Raw genomic sequence first — 19,402 nt, 5'->3', positions numbered from 1 at the left:
CGCGCTGCTGGTTCTGCTCGTTGCGCAGCTCGTCCTGGAGGTTCTTGGCCTCTTCCTGCTCGCGTCGCTGCTCCTCGCGCAGCTCGTCCTGGTACTGCTTGTCCTCCTCGCGCTGCTGGTTCTGCTCGTTGCGCAGCTCGTCCTGGAGGTTCTTGGCCTCTTCCTGCTCGCGTCGCTGCTCCTCGCGCAGCTCGTCCTGGTACCGCTTGTCCTCCTCGCGCTGCTGGTTCTGCTCCTCGCGCAACTCGTCCTGGTACCGCTTGTCCTCCTCGCGCTGCTGTTTCTGCTCCTCGCGCAGCTCGTCCTGGTACCGCTTGTTCTCCTCGTTCTGCCGGTTCATCTCCTCCTTCTCCTCCTCGAGCTTCCTCTCCTGGTAGTCCTCCGAGGCCGTGCTGGTCGACTTCGGCTTGGGGACGTTGTCGGAGAAGGTTTCGCCCAGTTCGAGGAAGTGGTTGTTCAGAGCCGACTGCACCTGGGCCGCGGGCTTGCCCAGGTACTCGTCGACGCCCTGGGTCCAGATCTTCACGGCCTTGTCGCCGACCTTCGCCCAGTTCGCGATGTCCGTGAGGTCTCCGTACTCGGGGTGCACCTGGGAGAAGTTGCCCTTCGGGCTGTGGCTGACGGTCGTCGAGTAGCGGGTGCTGTAGGACTTGATCTCCGTCTCGGCGACGTTGTTCGTGTCCACCCACTGGGCGAGGTCGTCCAGGACGTAGCGCAGCACCCGGTGCGGGTCGTAGTACGAGGAGTTGGCCCAGGTCAGCCAGGCGTCCAGCAGCTTGTTGGCGGAGTCCACCAGGTACGAGCGGCCCAGCGACAGAGCGCGCGAGTACACCGTGTTGCCGGTGCCGGTCTCGTCTCCGGTGCCGGCCGAGGAGTTGAAGGTCTCGACGTAACTGTCGTAGTTCTCGCGGATCTTCTTCAGCAGGCTGCGGAAGACCTCCGCTGCCTCGCCCTTCCAGCTCGCGTCGTCCCGGCCGAAACGGTCCTCCCAGTCCTTGAGCACCGTCGCGTGGTCCTTGAAGAACTTGGCCGCGAAGTCGAAGGAGTCGCCGGTGGTGTTGAAGGAATTCAGGTCCACCACGTCGGCTCCGGGCACACCCAGGTTACTGAAACGGGCGTCCTGTGTGCTGCCGCCCAGCAACCCGAGGAGCGCAGCCCGTGGCCCGTTCATGTACCGGGCGAGCGGGATGGTGCTCATCTTGTCCTTGTTGTAGTCCGTGAACTCGTTGCCTTCACGGACCTGCGCGTCCTGGACGTTGTCGGAGCCGGGACCGGCCCAGATGATCTCGTCGCCGGCCTTCACACGGCCCTCGAAGACGATCCGGGCCTGCATGATCGACCGCTTCTTGCCGCTGTCGAAGAACCAGATGTCGTAGTCCTCGCCCTTGTTCGTCAGGAACCCGGAGTCCTTGACGAGCAGACCGAGGCTGCGCTCCTTGATGTCCATCCGGAAGAGCTTGCCACCGTGGTCGGAGCGGAGCGTGTCGAACACGGTGCTCCGGTCCGGTACCGGATAGCCGGTGATGTGGGTGACCAGAGTGGCCCAGGTATCGGCCGACGCGTCGCCTGCGTTGTCGAACTTGTCGATGTTGGCAACGGAGTTGGGATCGTACCGATCGGCCACCGGGCGCCCTTTCTGGTCGGTTGTCTTCCGTGTCGGCGCACGGTCTCTTCGTGTGGCTGTGCGGCCGGGTGTCTCTCACGCGTGCGAGCCGGGCGGCCGGGGACCGCCGCCGCCCGCAAGATCAGGTTTCTTCTGTCTCCGACGACCCGCTGGTGAGCGTGTCCACCTCGTCGAAGGTCTGCAGCAGCGTCTGCGCGTCGATCGCGTCGAGGTTCTTGTCCTTGGTCTTGTTGGCCTCTTCGATGGTGTCGGTGAGCGCTTCCTTCAGCTCTTTGAAGAGGTCCATCTGGTCGCCCAGCAGTTTGTCGATGGCCTCGGCCGCGGTGCGGACGCCCTCGACCAGCTTCGGCCCCGAGACCAGGGGGTCGGTGACCATCTTCCCGATGCGCAGGAGCTGCTTGTCCTGGGAGAGGTTGTCCGGGGTGGTGTGGCCGTCGACGAGGTGACCGAGCGGCCTGATGTGCGCCCCGTCGCCGTCCTCCCGGTGCTTCTTCGCGACGGTGTACACCGGCTGCACCTCGTTGTCCCGGAAGTTCTCCATCTGCTTGAGGTCGAAATGCTTGACGTCGGCCTTCTCACCAGCCATGGGACGTCCTCCTGCCGTTCGGTGCCGGTCGGGGGTGGGGGCCGGCCGGAAGCAGAGGGGCACCGGCCGGCCCCAGGGGCCTGTCGTCCGGATCGTGCCGGGGCGCATGGGCCCCGGCACGATCCGGACGGAGGACCTCAGCGAGCCCGCACGTTGCCCCAGTTGTCGGCGCTCCGGCGCTCGTCGCGCGAGTGGTTGTCGTGGATGCTCTGCACCAGCTCACCGCTGTCGCCGAGGAGCAGGGCCATGTTCTTGGTGGCCTGGTCCCACTCCGCCTGGACCCCGCGGTACATCTGCTGGTCGTCACCCTCCCAGGACATGACGAGCGGCTTCAGCTCGTCCTCCAGGTTGTTGAGGGTCGTGATGATCTGCTGGGTCTGGCCCTTCAGCTCCTCAATAGCGTTGCGGACCGTGGCGTACTGCACATCGATGATGCCGTCGGCCATGACGTCTCCTCTCGGGGGACCGGGCACCAAGGCCCGGGAAGCTCACGGGTTCCGGCCTCCCCGGAGGGGCCCGGGTGCCGCGGGGGATGGGTCAGCGCAGCGCTTCGAAGACGCCTTGGCTGGTCTTGCTGTTGAGCACCTCGGTCAGGTCCTGGTTCTCCTTCGCCAGGCGGTTGGCCGAGGTCACGTTCTCCTGGAGCGCGTCGATCATCTTGCTGATCTGGACGACGACCTTCTGGGCCTCGCCGTTCCAGCTGCGGAAGAGCTTCAGCAGAGCCTGGCCCTCGTCACCGCCGACTCCCGAACGCGCCGCGACCTCGGCCACGTTGTTCTGGATCTTCTCGACCGCGGCCCGGGCCGACTCCAGGGAGGAGACACCTCCCAAGCCCTTGGCATAGTCCGCTTTCCTGCCGGAACCGTCCGCCATGTCACGCTCCCTTCGTTCAGGCGAGTCCCCTCGCACCGTTGCCCGCTGAGGCTAAAGAGAATCTACTGTCCGGCGCAACATATGCAGGGAAGATTTGAGCATAAGTCAGCTCGCGCGAATCCTTGCATGGCAATGGAGTTGTCCAAAGGTTTCCGCGAAATGAACGGGACCGCCCTGTCTGATGGAGTGGGACGGGCTCCGAACCCGTCCCGGCCCGATACGGTCGGGAAGCGGGCAGGGAAACAGTGGAAACGGTCATCGCGACGGCCCGTTCCCGGCGAAGCGGGCACGGACGCGTGCCAGACCCCCGAGGGGGCGGCCAGCAAAAAGATTTGAGCTAATTCTGAGCTTTCCCGTAAGGCTCGATGCATACCGAATCCACCGCAGAGCGACGAGGGGTCAGCATAAAGTCACGCCACCCCGCCCCTCCCTCTTTCTGTGACGCCATATGTGCTGTTTGCCGGAATTCAGGGCGTGGTGGCCTCTGCGCCTGGCATGCTCTCCGTGGCCGCCTGGCCGGCCTGGTCCGCCTTGCCTGTCTCGGCCTCCTCCTCTTCCTGCCCCGGCCGCACGTCTGTCCCGCACTGCGGAGCTGTGACCTTGGGTTTCGCGGTACCGGAGGCAGCGGCCGGGTCCAGGTCGGCGCCGGTGGGGAGGGCCGCCAGCAGCGGTGCGGGGACCGAGCTGATGTCTCCGTCCGCATAGCCGAGCGCCGCCAGGGAGTCCTTGGCCGAAACGCGATACTTCACGCCGTTCTCCGCCACCAGGTACGTGGTCCCGGCGTGCGCGGCGCCGCTCGCGTGCAGGGCCCGGACCAGGGCCGCGTGCCCGGGCCGCACCACCGTGGCATCCGTCCGGACGCAGGCGGCCTCCAGCGGCGGAGCGGTTCCCTCCGACACGGCGATCGGGGCGAGTTCGCTCAGCGGGACCAGCACCGACTTGATCCGGGCGCCGCCGTTGTCGCCGTCCACCTGCGCGCAGAGCGCCGTTCCGCGGGGCGTCGGCTGCGGGGACGGAGGGGCATCGGGAAGCTCCGCGGATCCGGCGGTGCCCGGGTCCTTCGCCCTGTGCTCGCGCAGCGCGTCCGCGCCGACCGCGCGCACCTCGGGCGACCGCCCCTCGTAGGCCTCCTCCTGGGTGGCCGGGTCGCCCAGCACCAGGGCGGCGCCGAGCCGGGTCAGCGGCACCAGACCGTCCTTGCGCAGCAGGTGGTACGTGCTGCCCCCGCCCGGCACGCTGATCTTGAACAACTGGCCGATCCGGCTGGCCTCACCGCCGAGCTCCGGGCCCTCCCCGCCGCGCCCCGGCACCTCGGGCGGCTTCAGGGCGGGTCCCGGGGCCAGCGCGTCGAGGAAGGCGGCCGACACCGGCATGGGCCGCTCGGAGCCGTAGCCGAGGGCGTTACGGGCATCCGAGGCGCGGTCCAGCTCCAGTCTGCTGCCCCGCCACACCAGGTACTCGGTGCGGTCCGGCCCGCGCACCAGGACGCCGCGGTCGGCGCCGACGCCGCGGGAGTCCAGCGGCGCCCCCGCGACCAGGGTGGTGGCTCCCGGCTTCTCCACCCCGGTGCCTGTGACGGCACCGGAGGTGCTGGGCACGGCACCGCCCGGACCGGTGACGCACATGTGCCAGGCGCCGCCGTCGAGCCGGTCGGCCCCGGGCAGGGTGTCCGGGGCGCCGGGGATGCCGGCCGGGGATCCCACGGGGATGCCCTGCAGCGAGGCGGTGGCGACGTCCACGGTCGCCAGGTCGGAGCCGCCGATCAACCGCGCCGACGCGTAGTTGCGTACCGGGTGCAGTACGCCGTCGGTACCGGTCCAGAGGTACCGGGCACCGGTCTCGCGGTTGACCACCAGGTGCCTGTCGCTGCGCCAGCCGTCGTTGCCGCCGGGACGCAGCAGCCCGTACACGGTGGCGCCCGCACCGATCAGGAGGGTCACCAGCACGCCGAAGACCACGCCTCGGGTGGTCCGCCCGAGTGGGCTCTCCGGGGCGTCAGGGTCGGCCGTGAGCAGGCCCGAGCTGAGCCTGCCCATCATGAAACTGTGGGCCTGTACCTGGTCGCGCTTGGACTGCACAGCCTCTCCTCAACTCGTCTTTCATCCAGTGGCGTACGGGCGTGCTCAGCCGAACAGGCCGCGGAGCCAGCCGAAGAGACCCGCCACCCACAGACCGAGCGGCAGCAGCGCGACCGCGAGGGCGGTGTGTGCCAGCTCCGCCGCACGGCCCCAGTACGGCAGCACGCGGCGGCCCGGGACCGTCCAGGAGGCTGTCACCAGGCCGGCCGCCGTGGCGAGCAGCACCCCGAAGACCACCACGCGGCCGTCCGCGTCGCTGTCCACGGCCCAGGCCCGGGCCATCAGCAGCAGCCCCCAGATCCCGGGCAGCGCCAGGGTCAGCCGCTGCCCGATGTGCACCAGGCCGCGGCAGTGCAGGAGCAGCAGGAGGCTCAGCGAGAGTCCGGTCAGCACCTCGGGCAGGTCGGGGTTCTCGGCGAGGACGACCAGGGCGGCCGCGGCGACGGTGCCCGTGGCCGCGAAGAGCGCGGTGACCCAGCGTCCGGCCAGCTGGGTGCGTTCGGCCACCTCGTCACCCGCGTAGGGGTCGATACCCTCCTGGAGCTGACTCGCGGAGGACGGCAGCGCCGGCATCCGCATCCCGGCCAGCTTGAAGGCGAAGGGGGCCACCGCCCCGGCGGCGAGTGTGATCACGGTCGCCACCAGCGCCACGGCGGCCGGCACGTCCAGACCCGTGTATCCCATCAGGGCCCCGGCGATCGCGGTGGCCACCGACACCGTCGCGGTGGCCAGCAGCGCCGGGGCGCCCACCGCGGTGGCGGCGAGGGCGAGGACCGCGCCGCCCGCGCCCGCGGCGCCCGCCGCCAGTAGCCGGGCGCCGGCGACCTGTCCTGCGTCGGGGCCGGTCAGATCGCCGCCGGGCAGTATCCAGCCGACCAGTGCCAGGCACGGGGCGACCAGCAGCCCGAGCGCGGTCGCGGAGAGGCGGTCGCCGACCGCGCGGCTGGCGGAGCCCGCGCCCGCGAGGAGGAGCAGTCCGGCCAAGGCCGCACAGGCCGCCCGGGAGGCGCCGGAGCTGGACGTCACCCCCGGCCAGAACACCAGCACGAGGGCGGTCACCACGGTCGCCACCGCGGTGCCCACCAGCAGGCCGCGGGCCGCCCCGGGGTACCAGGTGTGCAGCCGCCGGCCCACGGTCTCGGCTATCCCGTCCACCAGGTCGTCGAGCCGCGCCTCGGGCAGCGCCTCGGTGTGCGGGCGCAGGTAGAGCACGGCGCCGTCGGCGAGCCCGGCGCGGGCCAGGGTGGTCTCCTCGTCGAGCGGCGCGTCGCCGAGTCGCTGGAGCACCCAGCCGGCGTGGTCCAGGCCCGCCTCCTCCGCCTCCTCACCGACGTAACGCAGCAGGGTGGGCAGGAGATCGGCGACCGGCACGTCGGCGGGCACCGCCAGATCGACGCTGACGTTCGGTGCACGTACGGTCAGGCGGCACGATTCGGCCACCGCGCTGTCGGTCATCAGCTGAACTCTCGTCTTCCGGAAGGCTATGGCAGGAGGACTTCCCCGCGAGAGGGGATGTGCGAACAGTACGGAAGGTCCGTCCGGCCGCGAACCGGGGGGCCGGGCACGGTATTTGCGTCCGCCGGGCCCGGTGACGACCCCTCCCGCGTGGACAGGTCGCGTTCCGTGAATGCACACTACTGCCTACGACCACCGGGTCGTGCTGCGGACCGGGCTCCATTTATCCGGTATGTGGTTGGCCATCACGGAAGTTGCCCGCATCCCGCCATCCGCTCGAAACATTCATCCGGGGTTCACCGCACCTCACGCGGGGCCCGGGGAATCAGCGCGGTGCGGCCTTTTCCACCACCGGGTGCGCCGGAATTCCGGTGCGGGCCGGAACGTTTGTGAACCGGAGGTTCTGTTCCTTGAGTGTCGTGCTGTTTCGCCGCCCGGCCCGCAGGCGTGGGCCGGAGATGCCCGACGGGCAATTGACCCTCCAGGAGCCGCCGGTCCTCGCCGAGACGGTGCCCGACACCTCGGCGATCTGGACCTATCTGCCGATGGCGCTGATGTCGGTGTCGATGATGCTGATGTTCCTGCGGCCCGGCGGTGGGAACAGCGTCTTCATGTATCTGGCGATGGGCGTCATGGCGCTCTCCGCCGGTGCGATGCTGCTGGGCCAGCTGATGCGCCGCTCCAGCGAGCGCAAGCAGCGGCTGAAGGGTGAGCGCCGCGACTACCTGCGCTACCTGGCGCAGACCCGCAAGCGGGTCCGCACCACCATCACGGAGCAGCAGCGGGCGCTCGCCTGGCGCCACCCGGAACCCGCCTCGCTCCGCTCGCTGGCCCGCACCTCACGGCTGTGGGAACGCCGCCCGGCCGACGAGGACTTCGGTGAGGTCCGGCTCGCGGTCGGTGAGCAGCAGCTCGCGCTCACCCTGGACCCGGTCTCCACCCGCCCGGTGGAGGACCTCGAACCCCTCTGCGCACACGCCCTGCGCCGCTTCATCCGTGCCTACTCCACCATTCCGGAACAGCCCCTCGGCCTCTACCTCCGCTCCTCGGCCCGGATCCTGCTGCGCCCCGAGGAGGCCCCCGGCCTGGAGCCCGGCGCCCCGCCGTCCGGGGAGAGCGGCGAGGACCCCGGCGCCGAGGCCGTGCGCGCCCTGGTGCGCGCCGTGCTCGGGCAGCTCGCGGTGTTCCACGCTCCTGAGGAGCTGTGGATCGCCCTGTGCGTCAGTGACGAGCGGCGGCCCGACTGGGAGTGGGTCAAGTGGCTGCCGCACGCGCTGGACCCGTACGAGGAGGACGGTGCCGGCCAGGCCCGGCGGATCACCGCCGACCTCACGGAGCTCGACGACCTGCTCGGCGCCGAATTCGCCGAGCGCCCCGGCTTCGACCCGGAAGCCCGCCCCGGCCGCGACGAGCCCTACACGATCGTCGTCCTGGACGGCGTCACCGTGCCCGAGGGCCACCGCTGGGAGGGGCACGGCTACCGCAACGCCCTGGCCCTCGACATATCCGGGGCGCTGCGCTGGCGCCCGGGCCGCAACACGCTGCGGCTGACCGTCGGCCCCGGTCAGGTGAGCCTCGTGCGCACCGACCGCAGCCGGAAGGAACGCTCGGTGCCGCTCGGCCGGCCGGACCGGCTCGGCCTCTTCGGCGCGGAGTCACTGGCCCGGCTGCTCACCCCCCGCCGGATGAGTCTGGGCACCGACATCGCGCAGCCGATGGACACCGACGTCGAGCTGACCACGCTGCTCGGCATCCCCGACCTGCACCGGCACGACCCGCACACGCTCTTCAACCGGCACACCGGCTCCACCCGGCTCCGGGTTCCCATCGCGGTCGGTGTGGACGGCCGCCCGGTGGAACTCGACATCAAGGAGTCCGCACAGGGCGGCATGGGCCCGCACGGCATGCTCATCGGCGCCACCGGCTCCGGCAAGAGCGAGCTCCTGCGCACCCTCGTCCTCGGCCTCGCCCTGACCAACTCCTCCGAGACCCTCAACTTCATCCTGGTCGACTTCAAGGGCGGCGCCACCTTCCTCGGCCTGGAGGAACTTCCGCACACCTCCGCCGTCATCACCAACCTCGCCGACGAGGTCGCCCTGGTGGAACGCATGCAGGACGCCCTGCACGGCGAACTCATCCGCCGTCAGGAACTCCTGCGGTCCGCCGGCAACTACACCTCCGCCCTGGACTACGAGCGGGCCCGTGCCAGCGGGACCGACCTCGTCCCGCTGCCCAGCCTGTTCGTGGTGGTGGACGAGTTCAGCGAGCTGCTCTCCGCGCACCGTGAGTTCATGGACCTGTTCGTGATGATCGGCCGTCTCGGCCGTTCCCTCGGGGTCCACCTGCTGCTCGCCTCGCAGCGCCTGGACGAGGGGCGCATGCACCAGCTGGAGAGCCATCTGTCGTACCGCATCGGCCTGCGTACCTTCTCCGCCATGGAGAGCCGTGGTGTGCTCGGCGTTCCGGACGCCTACGAGCTGCCGGCCCAGCCCGGCAGCGGTTACCTGAAGTCCGGCGTGGAGTCCCTGACCCGGTTCCGCGCCGCGTACTCGTCCGGCACCTACCGGCGCCGCACCGGCGCGGTGGTGCAGGCCCGGGTGGCCAGCCAGGTGGTGCCGTGGACCAGCGGCTGGGTGGTGCCCCGGACCCTGGCCGCGGCCCCCGAGCCTGAGCCGGAGAACGAGGAGGCGGGTGATGAGGAGGCCCTGCTCGACGTGGCCCTCGACCGGCTGCGCGACTCCGGCCCCGCCGCCCACCAGGTGTGGCTGCCGCCGCTGGACGAGCCTTCCCCGCTGGACGCCCTGCTGCCCGGCGTGGCTCCCGACCCGGAACGGGGTCTCACGGCCGCCGGCTGGTCCGGCACCGGCAGGTTGCGGGTCCCGGTCGGCCTCGTGGACAAGCCCTTCGAGCAGCGCCGCGACCCGCTGGTCGTGGACCTCTCCGGAGCGGGCGGCCACGTCGCCGTCGCGGGCGGCTCACAGAGCGGCAAGTCCACTCTCGCCCGTACGCTGATAGCCGCCCTGGCGCTCACCCACACCCCCGCCGAGGTCCAGTTCTACTGCCTCGACTTCGGTGGCGGCGGTCTTTCGCAGCTCGCCGCCCTCCCGCACGTCGGCGGCGTCGCGGCGCGCCTCAACCCGGAGAGGGTGCACCGGGCCGTCGCCGAGGTGATGACCCTGCTCGCCCGCCGCGAGCAGTTCTTCGTGGACCACACCCTCGACTCCATGCAGTCCTACCGCCGCCGCCGGGCCGCCGGTGAATTCCCCGACGAGCCCTTCGGCGACGTGTTCATGGTGGTCGACGGCTGGTCCACGGTCCGCCAGGATTACGACGCCCTGATCCCGAAGTTCAACGAGCTCGCCGCCCGGGGACTCAACTACGGCATCCACCTGATCATCACCACCACCCGCTGGGTGGAGCTGTCCGCCCAGGTCCGTGACCAGGCGGCCACCCGCCTGGAACTGCGGATGGGTGATCCGATGGACTCCGAGATCGACACCCGTAAGGCCCGCTCGGTACCGCGCAGCGGCGGCCGGGGCATCACCGCCGACAGCAAGATGCACTTCCTCGCCGGCCTGCCCCGGCTGGACGGCAGCGGTTCTCTCGACGACCTCGGCGACGGCGTCTCCCACCTGGTCGCCGAAGTCGCCCGGCACTGGCCGGGCGCACCCGCCCCGCAGGTCCGGATGCTCCCCCACCGGCTCCCGCTCGCCGAACTGCCTGCTCCCGAGGCCACCGAGGGCGGTGGCATGCGCCTGCCGCTCGGTATCGACCAGGACGCCCTGGAACCGGTCTGGCACGACTTCAGCCGCACCCCGCACCTGATCGTGGTCGGCGACACCGAGAGTGGAAAGACCAACCTGCTGCGCAGCATCACCAAGGGCATCACCGCCCGCTACTCCCCGCAGGAGGCGAAGATCATCGCGGTGGACTACCGCCGCACCCTGGTGGACGCCGTCCCGGAGGAGTACCGCATCGGACATGTGATCTCCCTGGACAACCTGAAGGAGACCATCGAGGGCGCGGCCCGCGCGATGAAGACCCGCCTCCCCGGCGCCGACATCGCCCCCGCCCGTATGCGCCGGTGCGACTGGTGGACCGGCCCGCGTCTGTTCGTGCTGGTGGACGACTACGAAATGGTGTCCGGCAACTCCTTCCAGAGTCCTTTCGAGCCGCTCTTCGACCATCTGACCCTCGGCTTCGAGATGGGCCTGCACCTGGTCGTCGCCCGCAGCGCCATGGGCGCCGGCCGAGGTCTCAGCGACGGTCTCGTCCGCCGCCTCGACGAGGCGAACAACCCCGCTGTGCTTCTCTCCTGCCCGCCCACGGAAGGCCGTCTCTTCGGCGACGCGAAACCCCTCAACCTCCCGCCGGGCCGGGCCCTGTACATCGCCCGCCGCCGTCCGCGGCTGATGCAGACGGCGCTGGTGGAGGAGAACCTGGGGCAGCAGGACTGAGAGAACACGACGACGACACCCTCCTGGAAACGCCTCAGGAGGGTGTCGTCGTCAGGGCTTCAGCTCGCTACGGTTCCGTCCGGGACGCTTGTGCCGGCTGCCATCCGCGGGCGCGGGCCCGGGAGAGGGCGAAACCGGCCCAGAGGACGGCGAGGACGCCGGCGGAGCCCAGAAGGACGAAGAGGGTGGCGCGGCCGGTGGCACGGTCGGCGGAGGCTGTGTCGCGCACACTCACGGGGTCCGCGGCACGCTCGGCGCCGGTGGACGCGGCGGGGCCGCCGAGGACCGTGGTGACGGCGGCGTAGGCGTCCAGCTGGGGGATGTCGGCCGGGTAGGCGGTGGCGGTCAGACGGCGGATGACGTCATCGGGCGAGCCGCCTGGGTGGGCGGCGCGGACCGCTGCGGCGGCCCCGGCGGCGTAGGCGGTGGCCACCGGGACACCCCCGCCGAGGTAGTGGCCGTCGCCCCGCGGTCCGCCGGAGACCACCCCGGCTCCGGGGGCGGCCAGGTCGATGCCGCCGGTGGGCAGGGAGCCCTTCGGACGGGTGCCGTCCGGAAGCATGTCGGCCACCGAGAGGACACCGGGTTCGCCGGCCGGCCAGTAGGTGCGGGAGGCGGGCTCGTCTGCGCCGCCCCGGGGGGGCGGGTCCGGGGTGGCCGCGGCGATCACCACCGCGCCCGCGCGGCGGGCCTCGGCGACCGCGCTGCTCAGCGCCGCGTCCTGGCGCGGCAGGGCCACGGCCACCGCGATCACCCCGGCCCGGGCGGCGGCCGCCTCACGCAGTGCGTCCACGACGAGGGCGGAGTCCGGCTGCCCCCTCCGGTCGGTGCCGCGCAGGGCCAGGATCTTCGCGCCCGGGGCGACCCCGGCGAGACGGGGGCTGCCCCCTCCTGTCCCGGCGATCAGCCCGGCCAGGAACGTACCGTGCCCGACGCAGTCGTCAGCGGCCGCGCCCTGGGCGGTGACCCGGCCGCCGAGCCCGTTCGCGTCCGGAGCGACCCCGGTGCCGATCAGCGCGACGGTCACCCCCGCACCGGTGCTGTGCCGGTGCAGCCGGTCCAGGTCGAGGCGCTGGCGCGACCAGTCCTGCTTCTTCGCCTCCTGGCGGGAGGCGGGGGTGCAGGACACCTCGTCGGCCTCCGGGTCGAGCGCCGAGGGCATACCGGGCAGTTCCTGGCCCTTCTTGCCGTCGGCCGCCGGGACCCGTGGGAGGGGAGCCGCCTGGGCCGGCACGGCCGCGGGTAGCAGCAGTGCGGCGGCGAGGCCGGCGCCGGACAGCAGGCGGCCGGCCCCCCGGACGGGCGGCCTCATCGGGGAGCCACCTTCGGCGCTGCGGCCGTCACGTCCTCGGGGAGGAGGATGCGCAGGTCGTCCAGGGTGGGTGCGGCCAGCGAACTGAGCCGCCCCGCCTGTCGGGTGACCATCGACTCGACCACCTGGCGGGCCAGGCGCGCGTTTCCGAAGGAACGGTCCCGGGGGACCGCGTCGAAGTACTCCTTGAGCAGGGGGCCGGTGCCGGGCCCGCACTCGTAGCCCATCTTCGAGGCCTGGGCGCGCACGATGGTGACCAGTTCCTCCGAGGAGTAGTCGGCGAAGGTGATCCGGCGCGGGAACCGGGAGGAGAGACCCGGGTTGGAGGCGAGGAAGCCCTCCATCTCGTCGGTGTAACCGGCGACGATGACGACCACCTCGTCGCGGTGGTCCTCCATCAGTTTGAGGAGGGTGTCCACCGCTTCCTGGCCGAAGTCGGCGCCGCCGCCACGGGGAGTGAGGGTGTACGCCTCGTCGATGAAGAGCACGCCGCCCCGGGCTCGTTCGAAGACCTCGCGGGTGAGCTGGGCGGTGTGGCCGATGTAGCGGCCGACCAGGTCGGCGCGGGCCGCCTCGACCAGCTGGCCCTTCTCGAGGACGCCGAGCTGGGTCAGGACCTCCCCGTAGAGGCGGGCCACGGTGGTCTTGCCGGTGCCGGGCGGACCGGTGAAGACCAGATGATTACTGAGCGAGGGCACCGGCAGCCCGGCCGCCGCACGGTGGCGGGCCGTGGTGATGAGGTTGACCAGATCCGCGACTTCGCGCTTCACCCCGGCCAGGCCGATCATGTCACCGAGGCGGGTCAGCGGGTCGTCGTCCGGTACGGCGGTCCCGGAGGCCGTCTCGGCGGCGGTGGCCGACACGTCGTCCGGCAGCAGCAGCCGGAGGTCTCGCTCGCTGACCTGCGGCTGTGCGGCGAGCCGGACGGCCTGCCGGTCCACCATCTCCTCGAACACCCCGCGAGCGGCACGGCCGTTGCCGAAGCCGGCGTCCTTCGGCATCGCCTCGAAGTGCACGGCCAGAGCGTCTGCGGTGCCTTCACCCAGCTCGTACTGGTGCTGGGCGCACATGCTCTCCATGATCGCGACGAGATCGGGCACCGAGTAGTTCTCGAACTCCACGGTCCGTGAGAAGCGGGATGCCAGACCCGGGTTGGAGCCGAGGAAGGAGTCCATCTCCCGGGAGTAGCCGGCCGCGACCACCACCACGTCGTCGCGGTGGTCCTCCATCAGCTTCAGCAGCGTGTCCACGGCTTCGCGGCCGAAGTCGGCACCGCCGTTGCCGCTGTCCGCGGTGAGTGTGTACGCCTCGTCGATGAACAGCACCCCGCCGAGGGCACGCTGGAAGGTCTCGGAGGTCTTGATCGCGGTGCCGCCGACGACCTGTGCGACCAGGTCGGCGCGTGAGACCTCGACCAGATGTCCGCTGCGCAGCGAACCCAGCTCCGCCAGGATCGAGCCGTAGAGGCGGGCGACGGTGGTCTTGCCGGTGCCGGGCGGACCCGCGAAGACCAGGTGCCTGCTCATCGGCGGGGCGGGCATGCCCAGTTGTTCACGCCGCTGGGCGAGCTGGGTCAGGTTGACCAGGGTGCGCACCTGCTGTTTGACGTTCTCCAGGCCGATCAGCGCGTTGAGGGCGCCGAGCGGTCCGTCCGCGCGGTCGGGGGAGGGGCCGTCCGCGGCGCCGGACCCGGCCGGGTCGGTGTTCTCGGCGCTGCCGGTGCCCCACGCGTCCCGCTTCCCGTTGCCCGTGCTGTTCAGGCCCTCGACCGCGAGCCGTTCGCCGGGCGCGGTCTGCACCAGGCCGCCGCCCTCGTTCTCCCGGGCGAGACAGTTGACGAGCGAGACCGGCGCGGTGGACTCCACCCGGAAGCCGTCCTGGGCGCCTCCGGTGGCCTCGCAGCCGCTGAGGGAGGCGAGCGCGCCCTCCTGGAGCAGGAAGCCGTGGCCCTTGGGGGCGTGCACCGAGGTGCGGTTGGCGGTCAGTTCACCGCCCGCGGCGACCACCACGCCCTCCTCGCCGGATATCTCGACACGGAAGTCGCGGACGGTGACGTTGCCGCCGTCCTCCACGACGAGGCCGCTGGTGGCGGTGTCGGAGACCCCGCCACCGGCCAGGTAGAGGGTGCCGCCGGAGGCCACGCGCACACCCGCGCCCTTCGGCCGGACGATCTCACAGTCCTCGGCGCGCCCCCGGGCGTCCCCGGCGGCCACGATGCCGTCGCCGGCGGGCTCCACCAGCCGGGCCCGGCGCAGCAACGGGTTGGCGCCGCCGAGCACCGAGACCGCCGGTGAGCCGCCGATCACCTCCAGGCGGTCCAGTTCCGGCGCCGAGCCCTCGTCGAGGAGCAACCCGACCCCGTCGCAGTCGCGGACCGTCAGGCCGGTCAGTGCCGGGGAGGCGGATCCGGCGACCCTCAGTGCCGCTCCCTGCGCGCCGTCCACCCAGCAGTCCTCGAAGGTGCCGCGCGCCCGGTCGGTGACCAGCACGCCGTGGCCGCGGACACGGGAGACACGGCAGCGGCGCAGCACCGGGTCGGTACCGCCGGCGAGTGCGATCCCGTTCCCGGAGGCACCGCTGACCCGGACGTCCTCCAGCGTCGTACGGCCTGCGCTGCTCAGGTGCACACCGGTGCTGGTGTCGTGCACCACGGTGCGGACCACCGAGACGGCGCAGTCCTGCTCCAGGGCGATGGAGGGCTTGTCGGTGGAGGAGATGTCGCAGTCCTCGACGCTGCCGCGGGTCTCGCCGTTGGCGAGCAGGCCGTTGCCGCGGGCGTCCCGCACCGTGCAGTCACGGATGCGTGCCTCGCCCTGTTCGGCGAGGACCAGGCCGCTGGTCCCCAGGTGTTCGAGTGTGCAGGACTCCACGGTGGTGGGTGTGGTGGACGTCACCACGATCCCCGCGCCCTGCGGGTTGCTCACCCGGCAGTCCCGCAGCGCGAGGGAGCCCGTCCCCCCGGCCAGCATCGCGGTCCAGGCGGCGCCGATGATCTCGCAGCCGTCGAACGCGGCCTGCCCGCGCCGTACGTCCACGGCGGGCAGCTCGGCGTCACCGCCGCGCAGGGTCAGCTCGGTGAGCATCACGGCGTCGGCGCGCAGCGCGACCACGCTGCCCGAACGCGGCCGGATCTCCACGGTGCCCCGCCCTTCGGCGGCGGTGAGGGTGACCCTGGTGCTGATCACGAGGTTCTCCGCGTACGTCCCGGGCCGGACGCTGATGAGCGCCCCGGTCCGGGCAGCGGCGAGTGCCTCACCGATCGTCGAGAAGCGGTCCCCGGGGCCGACCGACAGTACCTGGCGCGACACGCACCAACCTCCTTGCTACGGCGGCTTCTTCTACGGACGCCCCCGCTCGCCGGGGGCGCGTGCCGGCTAGCCGACGGTGTTCATCATGCCTCGTGTCCGGGGCATGCGGGTTTCCGGGAGGGGTGCTCCCGGCGTCGAGGCGCCGCGGTCAGGTGCTCCACTTCTGGCTGTCGGAGCCCGTGCAGGTCCACAGTTGCAGCGCTGCCCCGTTGCTCCGGTTGCCGTCCCTGATGTCGACGCACATGCCTACGGTCGTGCTGACGAGGTCGTGACTGCCGTTCAGGGTGAACTTCTGGGCGGCGTTGCCGTTGCACCAGACGATCTGGATGGGCGTGCCGTTGCTGAAGTTCGCGCCGGCCACGTCCAGGCACTTGTCCTTGATGCGGACGGTGCCGTCCGAGGCGAACTTCCACTTCTGCGCCACGCTGTTGTCGCAGTCCCACACGTGCAGTGCCTTGCCGTCGCTGAAGTCGTGGGCCGGCACGTCGATGCAACGGCCGGAGAGATGACTGCGCAGGGAAACCGGGGTGTTGAGGGCGGCACCGGAAGCGACCTTGGCCGGCTGCTCCGCACCACCGGTCTCCTTCTTCGGACTCGTCTTCTTCGGCTCCTCCTCGGGCTCGGCGGCCTTCTTCGGCGCGTCCTCGGTCCCGCTCGGCGCCGGGACCTGCTTCACCGGCTTCCCGGACACCGGTTCCCCGGTGTCCTTCTTCTTGTCCTCGTCCTTCTTGTCCTCGTCCGGGGAAGCGCTCTCGGGCGGGGTCACCGCGAACTCACCCGGTGCCTCCTGCGAACTCCCGTCGAGCACGGTTCCCGCCGCCGCCACCGAGGGCTGCTCGGGGCCCCCGTCATCGTTCCCGGCGAGTACCAGGAACGGCACCGAGACGAGCAGTGCCCCCGCGACCGCCGCTCCTGCCAGCACCGCCTTACCCGGCCGGCCCACCGGCCCCGCCTGCTGCTGCGGCCGGTCGATCGCAGTCGCGGTCATGGTCCGCACGAGTGCGGGCAACCGGCTCTGGGCGGCCGCGGTGGCGCCGGACCCGGCCTCGGGCTCGGGCTCGGCCTGGGGCCGGGCACCGGAGGAGACCTCGGTCTCGGGCTCGGTGGTGCGGGCCTCCCCGGACGCCTTCTCGCCCCCTTCGGTCTTCTTCCCGGCCGCTTCGGATCCGTTCCCGGCCTCCGGGTCCTCCGTACCGGTCCTTCCGGCCGCTGCCCCGGCCTTCGCCTCCGGTGGCCCGGTCCTGGGGACGGAAGGGGCGGCGGGCGCGGAGGTGGCAGCCCTCTCCTCGCTCTCGGTGGCCGACTCCGCGCGAGCCGTGGGGGAGGTGGGGGGGTGTGGGGACGAACGCGTCACGGGGTCCTCCCTGAGGTGAGGGGCCAAGGATCGGATGAACTGTCGGTACGGTCGGCGGAGGACGTCGGGGCCGGAGCACCGGGACGGTCCGCCGCGCCGGTGGGGGCGTCAGGGCCTTCCTCAGGTGCGGCCTCCGCTGCGGGCGTCCTCTCGTCGTCCGCGGCGCGCACCGGCCCGGGAAGGCTGTCCGCCGGGACGAGCAGGGGGGCCGCCGCACCGGCGTTGACCATGAGCATGGTGCCGGGACCTCCCGGTGAGCGGGCCAGTTCCCGTGCCGGCACGGTGTCATGGTGAAGTGCCGCGGACATGAACTCGTGTGCGGGTGAGGTGAACACCAGGATCACCGGGGCCCCGTCCCGGCCTGCGGCGGTGAGCGGCCCGCCGTCCGGCCCGCGCACCACGGTGACGTCCGCCTCCGCGAGTGCCGTGAGTGCCGCTTCCACCGTGCCGTGACCGGTGGCGGCTCGCTGCGCCGCCGCGTCGACCGGGTCGGTGGGCTCCGGCCAGCCGAGGACCCTCGCCGAGGGCCGGTACTCCGGGTTGGCGCGGTACTCCCCCACGTTGCCGCTCTCGTCCGACTGCCACTCCCCCAGCACCGCCCACTCCGGTGGAGTCCGCGCCTCGGTCCACTCCGGGTCCACCACCCCGATCCAGTGCCCTGGCGCCCGGCGGGCCGCGGCTCTCACGGACTCGGGTATCGGTATCGCGGAGGCACCGGCGTCCTCGGTGCCGGCGGAGACGGGCGACTCAGGGCCGGCGGCCGGGGAGGACGTACCGGGAACGACGAACGGGGCGGCATCTATGCCGACTTGCCCTTCTGCGGGCCGCATCTCCATCTGAACTCTTGTTTCTGTACGAACCCTCGGGCGCCGGACGGCATGCGCGCACGCCGGCACCGATCAGATCGGGGAGCCAACAGGATGTCATATGCACCTCCTCCGTGGGAGTTCGCCGGAGATCCGTTTCAGGCTCATGAGCGCCCGTTTGCTGCCCGAACAGTTAACTTTCCGGGATCAGTGAGGCATCAGTGGACAAAGTGACAGGTGCGTTCGGGATGAGGGGGCAGCTGCCGTCCCGTCGACGGACTACGTTGGGTATGCCATCGGCCTCCTCGACGTACAGCGCCTTCCGGCCCGGACGTCCCGGCCGAGGCCGTACGGGTACACCTCGCAGCGGGGAGAGGCGTGGGACCGGCCGCCGCCGCGCCGGACCACGCGGAATCCGTCGACGGGGGCCGGGCCGGGCCGGCCACCTCGGCGCGGCGCTCGCCAGCGCCCGCGGGGCCCCGGCGTCCGTCCGGACCGACCGCTGCCCACCGGCAGACCTGCAACCGAGGAGAAGCAACCACATGTCCTCCCAGCACCCCGTCCCCGGCGCGAACGCGGCGGCAGCCGCCTCCGACGTACAGGAGGCCGGGGCCTCGTCCCCGTCCCCCGCACCGGCCGAGGAGACGCCGGACCCTGCCGCCGCCTCTCCCGGGACGGAGCCCGGCACCGCCCCGGCCGGGACGGCCGTCCCCGCCCCGGCACCGCCCTCGGCCGCCGCCGAGACCACTGCGGTGCCCCGGCGGAGCATCGGCGTGGCGACGACCGCCGAGACGGCGCCCGGCACCACGACCGGCACCGGTACCGACGGCGGACGCCCCAGGACGCCGCTCCTGGCCGGGGCTGCTTTCGTCGGCGCCGCCCTGGTCGCCATACCCCTGCTGCTGGTCGGAAGTGCGAACGACAGGGGGCAGGACGAGACCGCCATGCGGCCGGCGGCGGAGGGTGCCGACACCGTCCTCAACCCGAACTCCGCTCCTGCGGCGCTCGGCGACTACGTGGCCGGGAAGCCCAGCCCGTCCCCGAGCAAGGAGGGACCGAAGAAGAGCGACCCTCCGAAGGCGGCTGTTCCCGAGCCCGCACCCGAGCCGAGGACGAGCAGCCCGGCCGCGAAGAAGCCCGAAGCCACACCCAAGGCCACGCCCAAGCCCAAGCCCAAGCCCGAGGCGGCCCCGAAGCCGGACTGGACGACCGTGACCTTCTCGGCACCCAGCGTCCTGGCGGTCAACCAGGCCTGGACCAACAACCGCATCCGCCTGGTCATGCAGACCGACGGCAACCTCGTCCTCCACAATGAGCACGGCAAGCCCATCTGGGCGTCGATGACCTTCGGTGAGAACCACCGGGCGATCTTCCAGCCCGACGGCAACCTCGTCGTCCACAACGGTGCCGACCGTGCGATCTGGGCCACCCGGACCCACGACTACGCGGGCGCCCAGCTGGTACTCCGTGCCGACGCCAAAGTGGCCATCGTGCACAACGGCAGGGTCGTCTGGTCGACCTGACACCGGCCTGCGGCGGGCCGGACCGC

Annotated in this window: 12 protein-coding genes; 2 read left to right on the top strand and 10 right to left on the bottom strand. The window is 71.7% G+C overall.

The genetic code is table 11. The annotated features are described in order from the left end of the window. From ACF1FZ_RS26935 to eccD, 6 genes are all read right to left on the bottom strand, one after another. Positions 1–1,624, bottom strand: a 1,624-nt coding sequence (locus tag ACF1FZ_RS26935) for an AAWKG family protein (protein ID WP_391775976.1), incomplete at its 3' end; no start/stop codon positions are given. Positions 1,625–1,745: 121 nt separating this feature from the next. Further along, positions 1,746–2,210: a type VII secretion system-associated protein gene (locus tag ACF1FZ_RS26930; RefSeq protein ID WP_391775975.1), complete on the bottom strand. Its 465-nt coding sequence runs from the start codon at positions 2,208–2,210 to the stop codon at positions 1,746–1,748. A gap of 137 nt (positions 2,211–2,347) precedes the next feature. Next, positions 2,348–2,656: a WXG100 family type VII secretion target gene (locus tag ACF1FZ_RS26925; RefSeq protein WP_147961256.1), complete on the bottom strand. Its 309-nt coding sequence runs from the start codon at positions 2,654–2,656 to the stop codon at positions 2,348–2,350. A 91-nt stretch (positions 2,657–2,747) separates the two neighbouring features. Continuing rightward, on the bottom strand, positions 2,748–3,083 hold the full coding sequence (locus tag ACF1FZ_RS26920) for a hypothetical protein (RefSeq protein ID WP_391775974.1): 336 nt from the start codon (positions 3,081–3,083) through the stop codon (positions 2,748–2,750). Between the two features lie 467 nt (positions 3,084–3,550). Then, positions 3,551–5,161, bottom strand: a complete 1,611-nt coding sequence (eccB, locus tag ACF1FZ_RS26915; RefSeq protein ID WP_391775973.1) for a type VII secretion protein EccB — start codon at positions 5,159–5,161, stop codon at positions 3,551–3,553. A gap of 45 nt (positions 5,162–5,206) precedes the next feature. Beyond that, positions 5,207–6,616: a type VII secretion integral membrane protein EccD gene (gene eccD / locus ACF1FZ_RS26910; RefSeq protein WP_391775972.1), complete on the bottom strand. Its 1,410-nt coding sequence runs from the start codon at positions 6,614–6,616 to the stop codon at positions 5,207–5,209. Between the two features lie 410 nt (positions 6,617–7,026). Between eccD and eccCa the strand changes: the two genes are divergently transcribed. Continuing rightward, positions 7,027–11,073 (top strand): type VII secretion protein EccCa, encoded by a 4,047-nt coding sequence (gene eccCa, locus ACF1FZ_RS26905; protein ID WP_391775971.1) that lies wholly within the window; start codon positions 7,027–7,029, stop codon positions 11,071–11,073. A gap of 67 nt (positions 11,074–11,140) precedes the next feature. On the opposite strand, the gene ACF1FZ_RS26900 is transcribed toward eccCa, so the two are convergent. The 4 genes from ACF1FZ_RS26900 to ACF1FZ_RS26885 form a co-directional block, all read right to left on the bottom strand. Beyond that, complete coding sequence (locus ACF1FZ_RS26900) at positions 11,141–12,385, bottom strand: S8 family serine peptidase (protein ID WP_391775970.1); 1,245 nt, start codon at positions 12,383–12,385, stop codon at positions 11,141–11,143. Continuing rightward, positions 12,382–15,693, bottom strand: coding sequence for a right-handed parallel beta-helix repeat-containing protein (locus ACF1FZ_RS26895; protein WP_391775969.1), 3,312 nt, complete (start codon positions 15,691–15,693; stop codon positions 12,382–12,384). Before ACF1FZ_RS26895 ends, ACF1FZ_RS26900 begins: the two co-directional genes overlap by 4 nt. Positions 15,694–15,841: 148 nt before the next feature. Then, positions 15,842–17,047: a ricin-type beta-trefoil lectin domain protein gene (locus ACF1FZ_RS26890; RefSeq protein ID WP_391775968.1), complete on the bottom strand. Its 1,206-nt coding sequence runs from the start codon at positions 17,045–17,047 to the stop codon at positions 15,842–15,844. Continuing rightward, a complete protein-coding gene (locus ACF1FZ_RS26885) occupies positions 17,044–17,877 on the bottom strand; it encodes a type VII secretion system-associated protein (protein WP_391776029.1) in 834 nt (277 codons plus the stop codon). Before ACF1FZ_RS26885 ends, ACF1FZ_RS26890 begins: the two co-directional genes overlap by 4 nt. A 518-nt stretch (positions 17,878–18,395) precedes the next feature. Between ACF1FZ_RS26885 and ACF1FZ_RS26880 the strand changes: the two genes are divergently transcribed. Further along, positions 18,396–19,376: a mannose-binding protein gene (locus tag ACF1FZ_RS26880; protein WP_391775967.1), complete on the top strand. Its 981-nt coding sequence runs from the start codon at positions 18,396–18,398 to the stop codon at positions 19,374–19,376. Positions 19,377–19,402 lie beyond the last annotated feature (26 nt).

It is taken from the genome of Streptomyces sp. NPDC014623 (assembly GCF_043088245.1).
GTDB lineage: Bacteria > Actinomycetota > Actinomycetes > Streptomycetales > Streptomycetaceae > Streptomyces.
Note: the sequence above shows the minus strand (reverse complement) of the source record. Positions and strands in the feature narration are given on the sequence as shown.

Bases quoted from the DNA above. Each gene is read 5' to 3' on its own strand.
- ACF1FZ_RS26885 (WP_391776029.1), bottom strand. From the start codon at position 17,877: ATGCGGCCCGCAGAAGGGCAAGTCGGCATAGATGCCGCCCCGTTCGTC.
- ACF1FZ_RS26880 (WP_391775967.1), top strand. From the start codon at position 18,396: ATGTCCTCCCAGCACCCCGTCCCCGGCGCGAACGCGGCGGCAGCCGCC.
- eccD (WP_391775972.1), bottom strand. From the start codon at position 6,616: ATGACCGACAGCGCGGTGGCCGAATCGTGCCGCCTGACCGTACGTGCA.
- ACF1FZ_RS26930 (WP_391775975.1), bottom strand. From the start codon at position 2,210: ATGGCTGGTGAGAAGGCCGACGTCAAGCATTTCGACCTCAAGCAGATG.
- ACF1FZ_RS26900 (WP_391775970.1), bottom strand. From the start codon at position 12,385: ATGAGGCCGCCCGTCCGGGGGGCCGGCCGCCTGCTGTCCGGCGCCGGC.
- ACF1FZ_RS26920 (WP_391775974.1), bottom strand. From the start codon at position 3,083: ATGGCGGACGGTTCCGGCAGGAAAGCGGACTATGCCAAGGGCTTGGGA.
- ACF1FZ_RS26925 (WP_147961256.1), bottom strand. From the start codon at position 2,656: ATGGCCGACGGCATCATCGATGTGCAGTACGCCACGGTCCGCAACGCT.